The 14316-nt window shown below is 46.6% G+C and carries 15 protein-coding genes; 9 read left to right on the top strand and 6 right to left on the bottom strand.

Features of this window, described 5'->3' with window-relative positions:
* Positions 1 to 68: 68 nt before the first annotated feature.
* The 4 genes from radC to mutM all read left to right on the top strand — a co-directional run bounded on the left by radC (position 69) and on the right by mutM (position 2288).
* Positions 69 to 734: a DNA repair protein RadC gene (radC, locus tag FHC49_RS20135; RefSeq protein ID WP_185667489.1), complete on the top strand. Its 666-nt coding sequence runs from the start codon at positions 69 to 71 to the stop codon at positions 732 to 734.
* A gap of 219 nt (positions 735 to 953) precedes the next feature.
* Entirely contained in the window at positions 954 to 1190 is a 237-nt protein-coding gene (gene rpmB / locus FHC49_RS20130; protein ID WP_002436699.1) for a 50S ribosomal protein L28, read from the top strand.
* A 22-nt stretch (positions 1191 to 1212) separates the two neighbouring features.
* Entirely contained in the window at positions 1213 to 1380 is a 168-nt protein-coding gene (gene rpmG / locus FHC49_RS20125) for a 50S ribosomal protein L33 (RefSeq protein ID WP_003024094.1), read from the top strand.
* 98 nt (positions 1381 to 1478) lie between these two features.
* On the top strand, positions 1479 to 2288 hold the full coding sequence (mutM, locus tag FHC49_RS20120; protein WP_220440711.1) for a bifunctional DNA-formamidopyrimidine glycosylase/DNA-(apurinic or apyrimidinic site) lyase: 810 nt from the start codon (positions 1479 to 1481) through the stop codon (positions 2286 to 2288).
* Between the two features lie 56 nt (positions 2289 to 2344).
* Here the strand turns inward: mutM and coaD are convergent, their stop codons facing one another.
* The 3 genes from coaD to FHC49_RS20105 form a co-directional block, all read right to left on the bottom strand.
* A complete protein-coding gene (gene coaD, locus FHC49_RS20115) occupies positions 2345 to 2824 on the bottom strand; it encodes a pantetheine-phosphate adenylyltransferase (RefSeq protein WP_185667487.1) in 480 nt (159 codons plus the stop codon).
* Between the two features lie 8 nt (positions 2825 to 2832).
* Entirely contained in the window at positions 2833 to 4110 is a 1278-nt protein-coding gene (gene waaA / locus FHC49_RS20110; protein ID WP_185667486.1) for a lipid IV(A) 3-deoxy-D-manno-octulosonic acid transferase, read from the bottom strand.
* Positions 4111 to 4353: 243 nt separating this feature from the next.
* The gene (locus FHC49_RS20105) at positions 4354 to 5343 is read right to left on the bottom strand and encodes a glycosyltransferase (RefSeq protein WP_185667485.1); all 990 of its coding nucleotides are present in this window, start codon (positions 5341 to 5343) and stop codon (positions 4354 to 4356) included.
* 306 nt (positions 5344 to 5649) lie between these two features.
* Between FHC49_RS20105 and FHC49_RS20100 the strand changes: the two genes are divergently transcribed.
* From FHC49_RS20100 to FHC49_RS20080, 5 genes are all read left to right on the top strand, one after another.
* Positions 5650 to 6900: an O-antigen ligase gene (locus tag FHC49_RS20100; protein ID WP_220440710.1), complete on the top strand. Its 1251-nt coding sequence runs from the start codon at positions 5650 to 5652 to the stop codon at positions 6898 to 6900.
* A 254-nt stretch (positions 6901 to 7154) separates the two neighbouring features.
* Positions 7155 to 8183, top strand: coding sequence for a lipopolysaccharide core heptosyltransferase RfaQ (gene rfaQ, locus FHC49_RS20095; protein WP_220440709.1), 1029 nt, complete (start codon positions 7155 to 7157; stop codon positions 8181 to 8183).
* A 21-nt stretch (positions 8184 to 8204) separates the two neighbouring features.
* Positions 8205 to 9329, top strand: coding sequence for a glycosyltransferase family 4 protein (locus tag FHC49_RS20090; protein WP_220440708.1), 1125 nt, complete (start codon positions 8205 to 8207; stop codon positions 9327 to 9329).
* On the top strand, positions 9322 to 10119 hold the full coding sequence (gene rfaP, locus FHC49_RS20085; protein ID WP_185667481.1) for a lipopolysaccharide core heptose(I) kinase RfaP: 798 nt from the start codon (positions 9322 to 9324) through the stop codon (positions 10117 to 10119). The genes FHC49_RS20090 and rfaP overlap by 8 nt, the downstream gene beginning before the upstream one ends.
* Before the next feature lie 128 nt (positions 10120 to 10247).
* Positions 10248 to 11018, top strand: coding sequence for a glycosyltransferase family 25 protein (locus FHC49_RS20080; RefSeq protein WP_220440707.1), 771 nt, complete (start codon positions 10248 to 10250; stop codon positions 11016 to 11018).
* A gap of 134 nt (positions 11019 to 11152) precedes the next feature.
* Here FHC49_RS20080 and rfaC read toward each other — a convergent pair whose 3' ends face one another.
* Genes rfaC through rfaD form a run of 3 tightly spaced genes read right to left on the bottom strand, consistent with a single transcriptional unit; the run spans position 11153 to position 14110 of the window.
* On the bottom strand, positions 11153 to 12118 hold the full coding sequence (gene rfaC, locus FHC49_RS20075) for a lipopolysaccharide heptosyltransferase RfaC (RefSeq protein ID WP_220440706.1): 966 nt from the start codon (positions 12116 to 12118) through the stop codon (positions 11153 to 11155).
* 3 nt (positions 12119 to 12121) lie between these two features.
* A complete protein-coding gene (gene rfaF, locus FHC49_RS20070) occupies positions 12122 to 13168 on the bottom strand; it encodes an ADP-heptose--LPS heptosyltransferase RfaF (RefSeq protein ID WP_220440705.1) in 1047 nt (348 codons plus the stop codon).
* 9 nt (positions 13169 to 13177) lie between these two features.
* The gene (gene rfaD / locus FHC49_RS20065; RefSeq protein WP_220440704.1) at positions 13178 to 14110 is read right to left on the bottom strand and encodes an ADP-glyceromanno-heptose 6-epimerase; all 933 of its coding nucleotides are present in this window, start codon (positions 14108 to 14110) and stop codon (positions 13178 to 13180) included.
* Positions 14111 to 14316 lie beyond the last annotated feature (206 nt).

Here is a 14316-nt window from a genome sequence, read left to right as displayed (position 1 = left end):
AAGATCTCAGTCGTGCGGCGCGATACGCGTTGTGACAGCATGGCGGCAGCTATCGGAAGGAGGCCGTTATGGAGAGTGCAGAAGCGATGATGCCGCGGGAAAAAATGCAGCGGTATGGCATTGAGACGCTGTCAGATACCGAATTGCTGGCGCTGTTTTTACGCACGGGGACGCGTGAAAAAAGCGTGATGCGCTATTCTCACGACCTGCTTCGGCATTTTGGGTCGCTCTACCGGCTACTCTCTGCTAGCGAGGAGGAGATGACTCAGATTGATGGGATGGGGATTGCCAAATATGCTCAGCTCAAAGGTATTGCTGAACTGGCACGTCGCTACTTCAGCGTGCGGGTGCTGGAAGAAGATTCCCTGTTGAGTCCGGAGCTGGCGCGAGAATTTTTACAAAGCCAGTTGGCCGATGAAGAAAGAGAAATCTTTGTGGTCATCTTCCTCGATAACCGGCACAAGGTCCTGAAACATAGTCGACTTTTTTCCGGAACGTTGAATCATGTGGAGGTTCACCCGCGTGAAATTGTACGAGAAGCCATCAAAGTGAATGCCGCGGCGGTGATCCTCGCGCATAATCATCCATCAGGAAATGCCGAACCGAGTAAATCAGACAGACTTATCACCGAAAGAGTGGTAAAGTGTTGCCAATTCATGGATGTACGTGTACTAGACCATTTGGTTATTGGCCGCGGTGAGTATGTTTCTTTTGCCGAACGAGGCTGGATTTAGCGGATAATTACGCGATCCACCGGGATCTTTGTCTGTTCGGGACTTGAGCATATCCTCGTGTCAGCGTATACTACGCCACCTTTGAGAATCTCGGGTTTGGCATTTGGGCCTGGCGATCGAGAGTTCACTTAGAACTACGCGATGACCGGGCTGTAAAGCCTGACGAGGCGCCGATACCCCATACGAAGCTCGAGCTAATTTGATTTTTGGAGAATAGACATGTCCCGAGTCTGCCAAGTTACTGGCAAGCGTCCGGTGACCGGTAACAACCGTTCCCACGCACTGAACGCGACTAAACGCCGTTTCCTGCCGAACCTGCACTCTCACCGTTTCTGGGTTGAGAGCGAGAAGCGTTTTGTCACCCTGCGTGTATCTGCTAAAGGTATGCGTGTTATTGATAAGAAAGGCATCGATACAGTTCTGTCCGAACTGCGTGCCCGTGGCGAAAAGTACTAAGTACTTAAAGAGGAAATAAATCATGGCTAAAGGTATTCGCGAGAAAATCAAGCTGGTTTCTTCTGCTGGTACTGGTCACTTCTATACCACCACGAAGAACAAACGTACTAAACCGGAAAAACTGGAACTGAAAAAGTTCGATCCAGTTGTCCGTCAGCACGTTCTGTACAAAGAAGCTAAAATCAAATAATTTTAGTTTTGATGTCACGAAAAACCTCGCCTCGGCGGGGTTTTTTGTTTTCTGCGCGTCCCCATAATAGAGAGATCTGTATTTGAGTCGGAGACGCTATGCCTGAATTACCTGAAGTTGAAACCAGCCGCCGGGGTATTGAACCACACCTGGTCGGTGCCACCATCCAGCACGCTGTGATTCGCAACGGTCGCCTGCGCTGGCCTGTCTCTGATGAAATCTACCGCTTGAGCGATAAGCCCGTCCTGAGCGTTCAGAGGCGTGCAAAGTACCTTCTGCTTGAACTGCCCGATGGTTGGATAATCATTCATTTGGGGATGTCTGGCAGCCTGCGTATCCTGTCTGAAGAACTCCCCGCAGAAAAACATGACCACGTCGACCTGGTGATGAGTAACGGCAAAGTGCTGCGCTATACCGACCCACGTCGCTTTGGTGCCTGGCTATGGACCACGGAGCTGGAAGGGCACAGCGTGCTCGCGCATCTTGGCCCAGAGCCGCTCAGCGCGGAATTTAACGCCGATTATCTGTTGGTGAAGTGTGCGAAGAAGAAAACGGCGATCAAACCCTGGCTGATGGATAACAAGCTGGTCGTGGGTGTGGGGAATATCTACGCCAGCGAATCACTATTCGCCGCGCGGATCCACCCGGATCGGCTGGCGTCCTCGCTCTCAAGAGAAGAGGGTGAACGGCTGGTTGACGCGATCAAAGCGGTGCTGGCACGATCGATTGAGCAAGGCGGGACGACGCTAAAAGACTTCCTGCAAAGCGACGGTAAGCCGGGCTATTTTGCTCAGGAATTGCAGGTATATGGACGTAAAGGGGAAGCGTGTCGGATATGTGGGGCGCCGATTGTGGCGAGCAAGCATGCGCAGCGGGCGACGTTTTACTGCAAACAGTGCCAGAAATAACACCTACACGTACGTAGCCCGGCCAAGCGAAGCGCCGCCGGGAACGACACCAAAGCCTACTTCAGCTTCTCCATCAACGCCTGATGCACGTTCACCGGCAGGAAGTGGGTCACATCACCATGATGACGTGCCACCTCTTTCACCAGCGAAGATGAGATAAACGACCACTCTTTGGAGGGCATCAGGAAGACGCTTTCCAGCTCCGGCATCAGGTGGCGATTCATATGCGCCAGCTGCATTTCATACTCGAAGTCAGCCACGGCGCGCAGGCCGCGAATCAGAATATTGGCCTGCTGCGTCCGCGCAAAGTTAGCCATCAGGTCGCTAAAACCCATTACCTCAACGTTATCAAGGTGCGCCGTTGCCTGCTGGGCCAACGCCACGCGCTCGCTCAGATCGAACAACGGTTTTTTACTGGGACTGGCTGCAATAGCGAGGATAACATGGTCAAACATGCAGGCTGCACGGGTCACGATATCAAGGTGACCGTTGGTAATAGGATCGAAGGTGCCTGGATAAATCGCCCGTTTTTGCATAGCCATCCTCAATGCGTTTTCGGTGGTAGGTAAGGCTCCAGAAGTTGTAGCAGACGCTGCAGTGCGCCCTGATTCTGGTAAAGAACCTCAACGGCATGACGGCCATAGAAACTACGGTAGTCTTCATCGGCTAACAGCGAAGCCACTTCTTTCTCAAGGCTGGCGGCATCGGTGACCGTGATAAGGCCGCTGGCCTGCTCCAGACGAGCACAGATATCTTTGAAGTTGAAAGTATGCGGCCCCATCAGCACCGGAATGGCGTGGGCAGCAGCTTCCAGCGGGTTGTGCCCGCCACGTTCAACCAGTGAACCGCCGACAAACGCCAGGTCGGCAATGCCGTAGAGCAGCATCAGTTCACCCATCGTGTCACCAATCACTACCTGGGTGGTGGCAGAAGGGACTTCACCGGAAGAGCGAGTAGTATAGCTCAGGCCTGCCTGACGAGTGAGGTTGATGGCATCCGGGAAACGCTCAGGATGGCGGGGCACCAGAATTAACAGAAGATCGGGATAGTGCTGCAGCAGCGCTTTATGCGCGGCAATGATGATGCTCTCTTCGCCATCATGAGTGCTGGTGGCAATCCATACCGGACGATGCGGGGCCCATTGGCGGCGCAGCGTGATGGCTCTGGCCGCCAGTTGAGGCGTAACCGAGATATCAAACTTCAGGCTGCCAGTGATAGTCACCTGACTATTTTTGGCACCGAGCGCGACAAAGCGCTTACCGTCTTCTTCATTCTGCGCCGCAATTAGCGTAATACGTTGCAGCAGCGTGCGCACGAACGACCCAAGCTTAGCGTAACCAGCGGCAGAACGCTCGGAAAGGCGGGCATTGGCGATAACCAGCGGAATATGACGGCGATGCAGTGCGGCAATCAGGTTCGGCCACAGTTCGGTTTCCATGATAAGCACCAGCTTAGGGTCAATCTTATCGAGGAAGCGGTTCAGAGCATCCGGTAAATCATAAGGTAGATAGACATGCTGAACGTCTTTGCCAAAGGCCGACTGAACGCGTTCAGACCCGGTTGGGGTCATGGTGGTCACCGTAATCGGCAAATCAGGATAACGATGACGCAGCGCGCGAACCAGTGGGATGGCTGCCAGCGTTTCACCAACGGAAACGGAGTGCAGCATAATGCCACCGGGTTTAAGCGGCTGGCGATAGAAACCATAACGTTCACCCCAGCGTTTGCGATAGGCTGGAGCCTTACGTCCGCGCACCCAAAGCCGTACCCAGATGAGAGGCTGGATAAGGTAGAGGAGGGCGGTGTAAAGCAATTCGAGCATATATGGTAGCTGGCTTATGGATGTGCTGGGGATTCTATGTATTTAACTATGGCTTTACCATCATTTTTGCTGATTTTTTGAGGAAACTGTACGGATCATGAGAAGGGGGCCGGAGTCGTGTTGCCCCACTTTGTCATCTCAGCAGCAAAAGGCTAGAAAAGGAATGGTTATGGGCTTAAAAACCGATCGCCTTATCAAATATGACGGAAATATCACCATTTATGCAAGCAGAGCATCGATTTATTAGCGACTTTTCTTCGCTTGGTACTTTCTCACTAAATATTTTATATAGAAAATAAAGGCACTGAGCACGTGACCATTGTGCTTTAAATGCGTACTTTTTCTCGATAGCTGTTTATATGTAGTGGGGGCTAACAATGGAATATCTTTCCACGGTGAGTTTTCTCTGGCGACGTTGAAGTATTCTACTTCAGCATAAAATTGTGCCCAGTCATGCCAGGGTTTAGTGACGCCAACATAGTGTATGAATACTGTTTGTGGTGTGATTTTAAAGGCATCACCACCTTTTTTTGCTAACGTGTCGATGTTAAAGAATGAATTGAACTTATGATCCAAAATTTTTACGCGATCGTTGAAGAGGACATTCAGTGCATCCTGATCGGGGTGTGAAAAACGATTTTCATTGACCTTTGTAATGACCTGTAAAGTCAAATTAATATCTTTTAATGCTGGAAGGTTAAAGTACATGAATCCTGAGTTGAAATATAGACCCGGATTAATACCGGCAACAGCCGAGGTATCGACAAACCTGTCATGAACAGCCATTAATACATTGTCATTGAATTCTTCTTTGAGTAAGGGAGCAAGACTCTCTTTACATATGATATCAGAATCAAGGTATATAATATTGGTTAATTTATCTGCAAAGTAATCAATCGCAATAAGTCTAAAATAGATTGAATAATTCCATGCTTTAGATGCAGTAGGTAGATTTTTTAGTTCATTGTCATCTAATACATAAAATGTGATGCGGGTATTATATTGTTTTGTCAGGGTAGAAAAAAGATGAAGTTGATGTTCATCAAGGTAATTAGTAAAAATATGAAAGTGAAAATTAATATCGCGGTTATTTAAAAGGACAGATGTAATCGAAACACCGGTTCCATAGAGAAAAGGTCTATCAGCACCATAGGTAATGTTGACACATGGATTTGTTGTATCATCATTTTCAATATGTGCATTCTTAATATATTTTATTATATTTTCTTTCACATTTATTCCTTTTATTTTTCAGAGCGCACTGATGTTTATCTGAGATAAAGTCGCTCTTCTGTTGGCATAGGATAGAACAATCTGCAAAGGAAGGAAAGAGGTAGATGCATGATAAATTTTATATATTAATCATTGTGTTATGTTGGTTTTTCTTGCAAGGAAAGCGAAGGTGCGCGGTGAGAGGAAGAGACAAAATTAATAGGGGATTTTTACGTTTTTTTATAATAAAATATGTCTTATAAACCGTATGTTTGAGCGCTTGTTATTGATTAGCAAGGAAATTTTTATGGGTGAGATTCCAATTTTATGAATCAAGTAAGATATGGTAAAAATGATAACGTCTTGATTTTAAGCAAAATAGTTTTGTTGCTAATGATCTTTGGGTTATTTACAATTGATAATCAAGGGGTGCTCAATATAACCTCTGTCATCGCTGTGCTTTTATCTTTTTATTATATAAAAGTCAGCGGTGTTGAAATTAAAGATAATATTTTAGATCTCATGCAGAAGAGAAAAACATTGCTTCTCTTCACGTTATGGTGTGTTTTTTGTATTGCATTTTTCACTTATGAAAATAAATTCCTCCACGCCTATAGCATATTGATAAAAGACTGGCGTTACCCGTTGGTGATGATGTTGTTCTTTGGTGCATTCAGCAAACACAAGGCCTCGCTGAGACAGGTTTTTGTGATTGGGGCGATGCTAACGCTTTCCTATATTGTCTTAGTGGTACCAATTTTAAGAATTATAAAAAATAACCAGCAGGAATTGTATCTACAGCTTCGCTATGGTTTCGCATTCTATGTCGTCATGCTATTTCCTTTTGTATTGACCGGGGCTGTTTTATTAAAGAATACTTTTCTTAAAGTAGCCTTGTATATCATTTCCGCGCTTGCATTTGTCTTTTTGTTATATACCGGGAGTCGGGGTGGAATCTTAGCGATTGTTGTAGAGATTTTCATGATCTCATTCCTTGTGAGTAAAACGCTTAAGAGATTTATGGTAGCTACCTGCAGTCTGCTGATTATAATGTCTGCTTTACTGGTCGGTACCTACAATACAGTGGATCAGGTAAAGCGGAAAGTTGATCAAACGCTACAGATGAAAAACGTTACTTCCAGTCGCGATGAACTCATCACTGACCGTTTTCCTCTGGTAATGAAGAATATCAATAATGTCGTCTTTGGTATTGGGTATGGCAATGCTACATATAACCAATATTTAGAGGACCACAATGCGCCGAAAAATCCAGGCGTATATTCTGAGCGAAACAAAGGCTATAATATAGACGAGCCATTCTTTATAATAGTTCTTTATAATTTAGGGGTGATTGGGCTGCTTTTATTTGTGTCGGCCTTTTACATTACATTTAAAGATATATATGGCCGTGCTAGAACCCAAAAAGACATTTTCAGTATTTCATTACTTTGCTCTCTGGTTGGTTACATTTTGGTGTATTGCTTATTTGAGCAAATGTTCATAAACGTATTCTTTTTATATAGTATAGCTATTGTGATGCTGTATGAGAAAAATGAACCAGTCAGAGTGACGAATTAATATCAAATGAGCCTATGTGATATATTTAAGAATATAGGCTCAATATTCATCATGTAATCTATGGCTTTATATATTGAAGCCATTTATTTGTTCTCTATTTAGCATAGAACTTTTCATAGATATCGAATTGTCAAGTGAATAGTGGTATAATATAACCGATAAAATGCGATGGTGTGATCTGCAGTACACAGGTAGCTGTTGAGCCTGGGGCGGTAGCGTGATTTAAAATTAACAATAACCTGAAAGGGTATAGTGTGAAAAAGATCCTGGTAATAAAAATGCGCTTTCACGGTGATATGTTACTAACCACACCGGTCATCAGTACGCTTAAAAAAAATTATCCTGATGCAGATATTGATGTTCTGCTCTACGAAGATACTATTCCAATTTTATCTGAAAACCCTGACATTCATGCATTGTATGGGATAAAAAATAAGAAGAGTTCTGCTTTTGAGAAAGCAAAAAACTTCTTAATGCTGATCAGAGTATTGCGCGGCAATCATTATGATTTAGTGGTTAACCTTACCGATCAGTGGATAGTCGCTTTACTGTGTCGCTTCCTGGATTGCCCAATAAAATTAACTCATGATTTTTCTCATAGAAATAAGAAATTCTGGCGTGATAGCTTTACCCATCACGTTCCGCTAAGTGGCGAACATTGGGTTGAACGTAATTTGTCTGTTCTGATGCCATTAAACCTAAAGGAATCAGTCCCGGTACTGAAAATGGTTTATGGGGAGTCAGTATGGCAATCCGTTCGGAAAAAACTCCCTCAGGTTGATACCAGAAAGTATGTTGTTATACAGCCAACGGCGAGACAAGAATTCAAATCGTGGGAGAATGAGAGATTCTCCCAGGTGATCGATGCGATACATCGTTTGGGGTATCTGGTCGTACTGACTTCTGGACCAGGTGCAAGCGATCTTGCCTGTGTCGATGAGATTGCCAGGGGATGTGAAACTAAGCCCTTAACGGAAATCGCCGGTAAAACAACATTCCCTGAGCTTGCTGCATTAATTAATCATGCTGTACTTTTCATTGGCGTAGACTCTGCCCCGATGCATATCTCTGCAGCGGTTAAAACCCCCATCATTTGTCTATTCGGTGCGACCGATCATATCGCCTGGCGGCCATGGTCTGATGATGTGATGCAATTTTGGGCTGGTGATTACCAACCCATGCCTGCGCGTGAAAACCTTGATCGAAGTAAGAAATATTTATCTGCTATACCTGCGGAAGACGTGATTGAAGCGATACAGTCACGGTTACCTAAAATCGATTAATAAAGCATCCGGATATATAAAATGGATATTGCCTTCTGTTTGTATAAATATTTCCCTTTTGGTGGGTTGCAGCGTGATTTTTTACGCATCGCGTCGACAGTTGCAGCGCGCGGACACCATGTGCGGGTTTACACGCAATCATGGCAAGGAGATATTCCAGATAGTCTGGAGATAATAATTGTTCCTGTGAAATCGTGCTCCAATAACGGGAAAAATGCAGAGTATCATCGCTGGGTAAGTAAACATCTTGAGAGTAATCCAGCAGGACGTGTTGTTGGCTTTAATAAAATGCCAGGGTTAGATGTGTATTATGCTGCCGATGTTTGTTACGCAGAAAAAGTCGCGCAAGAAAAAGGTTTTCTCTATCGTCTGACGCCACGATACCGGCATTATGCAGCCTTTGAGAAAGCAACATTTGCTGCGGGGACATCAACACAACTGTTGATGCTTACGGATAAGCAAATTGCCGATTTTCAGAAACATTATCATACTGAAATAACACGTTTCCATATTCTCCCTCCGGGAATTTACCCGGACAGAAAATACAGCGCTCAGGCGCCAAACTGTAGAGCTAATTTCCGCAAAGAAAATGATATCAGTGATTCCCAGTATCTGATGATACAAATCGGATCCGATTTTACCCGTAAGGGTGTCGACAGAACTATCAAGGCGATAGCTTCTTTACCGGAACTTGTCCGCAAACAAACGATTCTGTTTGTTGTTGGTCAGGATAAGCCCGAGCGCTATATGAAATTGGCAACAGAATGTGGCGTTGCTGACAATATCAAATTCTTCCCCGGCCGTAATGATGTCTCTGAGTTAATGGCGGCAGCCGATCTATTGATTCATCCGGCATATCAGGAAGCCGCAGGGATCGTGTTGGTTGAAGCAATTGCCGCAGGTTTGCCTGTCATAACAACTGCCGTTTGTGGTTACGCCCATTATATTAAAGATGCTAATTGCGGTATTGTTATTGATGAACCATTTGAACAAAAATTATTGAATGAAGCTGTTTGTTTTTCTTTAACTGACTCAGGGCGAAGAGTTGCATGGCAAGAAAATGCACAACACTTTGCTGATACTCAAGACCTTTATAGTCTACCTGAGAAAGCAGCTGATATTATTATAGGCGGTGCCCATGGTTGAGTTAAAAGAACCATTTTTATCCTTGTGGAAAGGGAAAAATGTTTTTTCTGAAGTGCAGAAGTTGCAGGGAGAAACATTTAGACAGCTCGAAACGCGTAGAACGATAAGGTTTGAGATTGCAGGAAAAAGCTATTTTCTGAAATGGCACCAGGGAACTAAACTGAAAGAAGTGATCAAGAACTTATTCTCTTTACGCTTGCCTGTATTAGGAGCTGATAGAGAATGGAATGCGATCCACCGTCTGCAGGAATTGGGTGTCGACACAATGCACGGTGTGGGTTTCGGGCAGCAAGGGCTAAATCCACTTAATCGTATCTCATTTATTATCACTGAGGATCTGAGCCCGGCGGTTAGCCTGGAAGACTATTGCGCAGATTGGCTGGCGAATCCACCTTCGCGAAAAATTAAAATGGCATTAATTGAACGTCTTGCCGTTATGGTCAGAAAAATGCATCAGGGAGGTGTTAATCACCGTGATTGCTATCTCTGCCACTTCTTATTGCATCAACCGGCCAATTTTGAAGGTAATGCGTTTAAACTCTCGGTTATTGATTTACACCGGGCTCAGATAAGAAATTCGGTGCCTATTCGTTGGCGAAATAAGGATCTGATTGGCTTGTACTTCTCCTCGTTAAACATTGGTTTAACGCAAAGAGACTATTTCAGATTCTTGAAGATATACTTCGAAAAAGACATGAATACAATTATCCGTGATGAGTCAGGCCTCTTTGCAACCTATGCAAGAAAGACTGATAAAATTATCAACCATACATCAAAAAATAAACTATAAATATGAAGTGATAGATTTTATATAACTACATAGAATAGTTAATTTAATTTATTCAGCTGGCCAGTAACTGTCAATGTATCTTTCATGGTGACGGTGCTGGCTTAATTTATATTAGAGGGTTTGAACTCATGCACGTGCTGGTCATTTCGCTTCCTTTTGACGATACCCGACGGAAACGCGTATCAGACATAATGAATGAATTAAATGTTGAGTATTCATTTGTTGATGCTCTTTATGGCAAGACTTTGTCTGCCGAAGAAAAGTCTAAGATACCGCTAACTGACTTTCAGCACAGAGTAAATCATAACCCGACGGATGGCGAACTTGGTTGCTCATTAAGCCATATGAAGGCATTTAAGCAGTTTTTGCAGAGTGGGCAAGATTGGGTCTGCATCCTTGAGGATGACGCAATAATCGATAAAGACTTTAAGGAGTTTATATCGACTGTCGATGAACGTGTTCTCAATAAAGATGCATTATATCTACTTGGCGGACAGGATGGCTTAAGATATAAGAATAAAGTTGTCTTAAATCTAATTAAACTTAAGCGAATTGGTGGGCAGACTTTCGGTAAGGTCATATTTGGTCATGGGTATGTTTTGCGAGCCTGTGGTTATTTAATGAATGCTGAAATGGCTCAAAAACTCCTATCCCGTTTTGAACGTAACTTTTTCATCATAGACGAATGGGCATATCTGATGCGCCAGGGCTATTTTTCTGATATATACATGGCAAACTTTGTCCATCATCCGGAGGAATTATCCGGGAGCTGGTTAGAGAAAGAGCGTCAAGAGATAAAAAATCGCAAGAAAAAGAAGAAATCGTTTATTAGACTTATGATTTCATCTTCATACTGGCATTCCCGACGAATTCTGCTCGGATTATGTTGGTGGAAGTGAATGGCTGCGACCCCATTTAACCGTGGGCGAAATACGCTACAGTAAAATAGTTTTATTAATCCGCAGATAGGTTAAATCAGCAAGCGATGATATCAATGCACGTTTAACATATCTGCGATGATGAGTACCAAAAATTACAGCAATGCTATGTGGGAATAAACCTGAGTGGGTTCAAGCATAGCCAGCCTCCCTTCCGGGGCACGACATGTGACCTGATTCTTTCCGTAACCCCCAATCAAACCCGGGTCTGTAGGGCCATATAGCGTAACATTCGGCCGATCCAGTGCGGCGGTCAAATGGCTTAATCCGGTATCAACGGATATAACAAACCTAGCGCCTGCTAAGATCCTGGCGACATCTCCAAGACTCATTCGCGGTAAAACGTCAACGTAATCAAATCCCTCTGCTAGTCGTCTGGCGCGGGCCTCCTCATGTGGCGCCCCCCAGGGGAGCTTAATACGTATTCCTGCGTGATCTAATAACCCAATAAGTTCCCGCCACTTCGCTTCCGGCCAATGCTTGTCATCACGAGTGGTGGCGTGCAGGAAGACGGCATACTGCCCAGCATCAGCATCAGCATTGCCTTCATTCAGGAAATGCTGGGCAATGGCGTAATCGCCCTGAGCTTCCGGTTTGACATATCCCAGGCTTTTGGCAAACAGTTCGCGCGTCCGTTCTACCGCATGTTGCGCTTTAGTGATGTGGTGTTTGCGGTTGTAGAACAAGCTTGCCAGCGGTTCACGCGCGGTACGCCAGTCCATGCCATTTTTGACGCCATGGGCGAGGCGAGTGACCAGCGCAGCGCTTTTTACCAGGCCTTGAGCATCAATGACCGCGTCGTAGGTAACGGCCTGAATCGCTGCTTTAAACGCTTTACGCTCAGCTTTGATAGGCGCAGAGAACCACGCTTTACGCCAGCGGCGAATCGCCACTGGAATGACGCGATCGACGGCTTCGTGCCAGGACGGGATCTGTGCGAAGCCTTCTTCAACAACCCAATCAAAGCGAATGCCGGGAAGGGCGCGCATGGCATCGGTTAACGCGGGCAGCGTGTGCAGCACGTCGCCCATGGAGGATGTTTTGACAATCAGAACCCGCATGCGTCAGGCTTCCTCGCTTGCTAGCAGTGCATTAAGCTCTTCCAGCACGCGGGCCGGGGTAATATCGATAAGGCTCTGATGATAACCCTGAGCGGCATCACCTTTACGCACCTTGTGATAGCCGGTGATAAGACGAATCACGCGCGCCTTATTAGAGAGCGGCGGCGTAAAGTCAGGACTGCTTGGCCCGTAGAGCGCGACCAGCGGGCGGTTAAGCGCGGCGGCAACGTGCATCAGGCCAGAGTCATTGGTGACGATAGCCTTGCAGGCGGCAATCAGGATGACCGCCTGTTCCAGCTGGGTTTCGCCGGCCAGATTGCGGCACCAGCCCTTTTGTTCGTCGCTCAGCGAAGCGATGATCTCATTGCCGGCTTCGTGATCTTTTGCCGAACCGAAGAGGACAATCTGGTTACCCTCATCAATGAGCTGTTTTGCCAGCGTCGCGTAGTGATAGTGTGGCCAACGCTTGGCTGGGCCAAACTCAGCGCCAGGGCAAAAGCCAATCATCGGACGTTCACTGGAGAGCGAGAACGCATTGCAAGCGAGGGATTTCTCCCCTTCGTTAACCAGCAACTGGGGCCACAGCAGCGGCTGCGGCAGATCTTTAGCGCAGCGCATCACGCCTTTGTCATAAGCCAGCGCGACGTAGCGCTCGACCATCAGCGGCCAGGCTTCTTTATCCAGCACGCGCGCATCGTTTAGCAGGCCGTAGCGCATTTCTCCGCGCCAGCCGGTGCGCAGTGGAATACCCGCAAAGAACGGTACCAGCGCCGATTTAAACGAGTTAGGCAGTACATATGCGCGATCGTAGCGCCGTTCGCGCAGGCTATGACCGAGCTTGCGCCGTTCGCCAATTTCCAGCGCGCCGTGCCCTAAAGGCATAGCGATCGCTTCATTGACTTCCGGCATCCGCGATAACAGTGGACGGCACCACGCAGGTGCCATCACGTCGATTATCGCCTGGGGATAGCGCGCCTTGAGCGTGCGATAGAGACTTTGCGACATCATCATGTCGCCCACCCATGACGGGCCGACCACCAGTATTTTCATGCTTACTTCTTACGCGTCGCGGTTTAGCCAGGCCATATATTCCGCTACGCCTTCGGCGACGGTCTTGAATGGCTTATCGTAACCTGCAGCGCGCAGGTTGGTCAGATCGGCCTGAGTGAATGCCTGATAGCGGCCTTTCAGTTTGTCCGGGAACGGAATGTATTCGATACTGCCTTTTTTGTGGTACGCCAGGGTTGCATCTGCGACGGCCTGGAAGGATTCTGCACGACCGGTACCGAGGTTAAAGATGCCGGATTTACCGTTTTCCCAGAACCACAGGTTTACTGCCGCAACGTCGCCAACGTAGACGAAGTCACGCTTGAAGCCGTCACTACCTTCGAACAGTTTCGGGCTCTCGCCATTGTTCAACTGGGTGTTCAGGTGGAACGCGACGCTTGCCATGCTGCCTTTGTGACCTTCACGCGGGCCGTAAACGTTGAAGTAGCGGAAGCCGACGATTGGCGAGTCTACTTCCGGCATGATGCGACGTACGTATTCGTCGAACAGGAATTTGGAGTAGCCGTACACGTTCAACGGTTTTTCGAACTCGCGGGATTCGATGAAGTCGCTGGTGCGGCCGCCGTAGGTGGCTGCAGAAGAGGCGTACAGGAACGGAATTTCACGTTCCAGGCAGTAGTGCAGCAGCTCTTTGGAGTACTGATAGTTGTTATCCATCACGTACTTACCATCCCACTCGGTGGTAGAGGAGCAGGCACCTTCGTGGAAGACCGCTTCGATTTCACCGAACTCTTCACCGGCCATCACCTGGATCAGAAAGTCTTCTTTATCCATGTAGTCGGCGATGTCCAGGTCGACCAGGTTCACAAACTTGGTGCCATCTTTAAGGTTATCCACCACCAGAATGTCAGTGATGCCTTTTTCATTTAGTGACTTAACGATGTTGCTGCCGATAAAGCCCGCGCCGCCGGTAACGATGATCATAAATGTAACCTTCGAATTATGGAGTCAGAGACAATCTCAGACACGAATGTCTCTAATCATATCACTACATGGCGTCGGCTTCAGCAGTACGTCGCGTCATGTGGTGTAGTGGCATTTGTGCTGGCTATCGTTTCACTCATTCTTAGTTGAAATGGTTTAGGGCTAGTAGTGTATGATTCACGGCGTCAATGAGTGTTCAGGGACGC

It is taken from the genome of Kluyvera sp. EC_51 (assembly GCF_019584505.1).
Classification (GTDB): Bacteria; Pseudomonadota; Gammaproteobacteria; order Enterobacterales; family Enterobacteriaceae; genus Kluyvera; species Kluyvera sichuanensis.
Note: the sequence above shows the minus strand (reverse complement) of the source record. Positions and strands in the feature narration are given on the sequence as shown.

What these genes read in the sequence shown, in the direction of transcription:
- radC (WP_185667489.1), top strand. Translation starts at nt 69, where the DNA reads ATGGAGAGTGCAGAAGCGATGATGCCGCGGGAAAAAATGCAGCGGTAT.
- rpmB (WP_002436699.1), top strand. Translation starts at nt 954, where the DNA reads ATGTCCCGAGTCTGCCAAGTTACTGGCAAGCGTCCGGTGACCGGTAAC.
- rpmG (WP_003024094.1), top strand. Translation starts at nt 1,213, where the DNA reads ATGGCTAAAGGTATTCGCGAGAAAATCAAGCTGGTTTCTTCTGCTGGT.
- mutM (WP_220440711.1), top strand. Translation starts at nt 1,479, where the DNA reads ATGCCTGAATTACCTGAAGTTGAAACCAGCCGCCGGGGTATTGAACCA.
- coaD (WP_185667487.1), bottom strand. Translation starts at nt 2,824, where the DNA reads ATGCAAAAACGGGCGATTTATCCAGGCACCTTCGATCCTATTACCAAC.
- waaA (WP_185667486.1), bottom strand. Translation starts at nt 4,110, where the DNA reads ATGCTCGAATTGCTTTACACCGCCCTCCTCTACCTTATCCAGCCTCTC.
- FHC49_RS20100 (WP_220440710.1), top strand. Translation starts at nt 5,650, where the DNA reads ATGAATCAAGTAAGATATGGTAAAAATGATAACGTCTTGATTTTAAGC.
- FHC49_RS20090 (WP_220440708.1), top strand. Translation starts at nt 8,205, where the DNA reads ATGGATATTGCCTTCTGTTTGTATAAATATTTCCCTTTTGGTGGGTTG.
- rfaP (WP_185667481.1), top strand. Translation starts at nt 9,322, where the DNA reads ATGGTTGAGTTAAAAGAACCATTTTTATCCTTGTGGAAAGGGAAAAAT.
- FHC49_RS20080 (WP_220440707.1), top strand. Translation starts at nt 10,248, where the DNA reads ATGCACGTGCTGGTCATTTCGCTTCCTTTTGACGATACCCGACGGAAA.
- rfaC (WP_220440706.1), bottom strand. Translation starts at nt 12,118, where the DNA reads ATGCGGGTTCTGATTGTCAAAACATCCTCCATGGGCGACGTGCTGCAC.
- rfaF (WP_220440705.1), bottom strand. Translation starts at nt 13,168, where the DNA reads ATGAAAATACTGGTGGTCGGCCCGTCATGGGTGGGCGACATGATGATG.
- rfaD (WP_220440704.1), bottom strand. Translation starts at nt 14,110, where the DNA reads ATGATCATCGTTACCGGCGGCGCGGGCTTTATCGGCAGCAACATCGTT.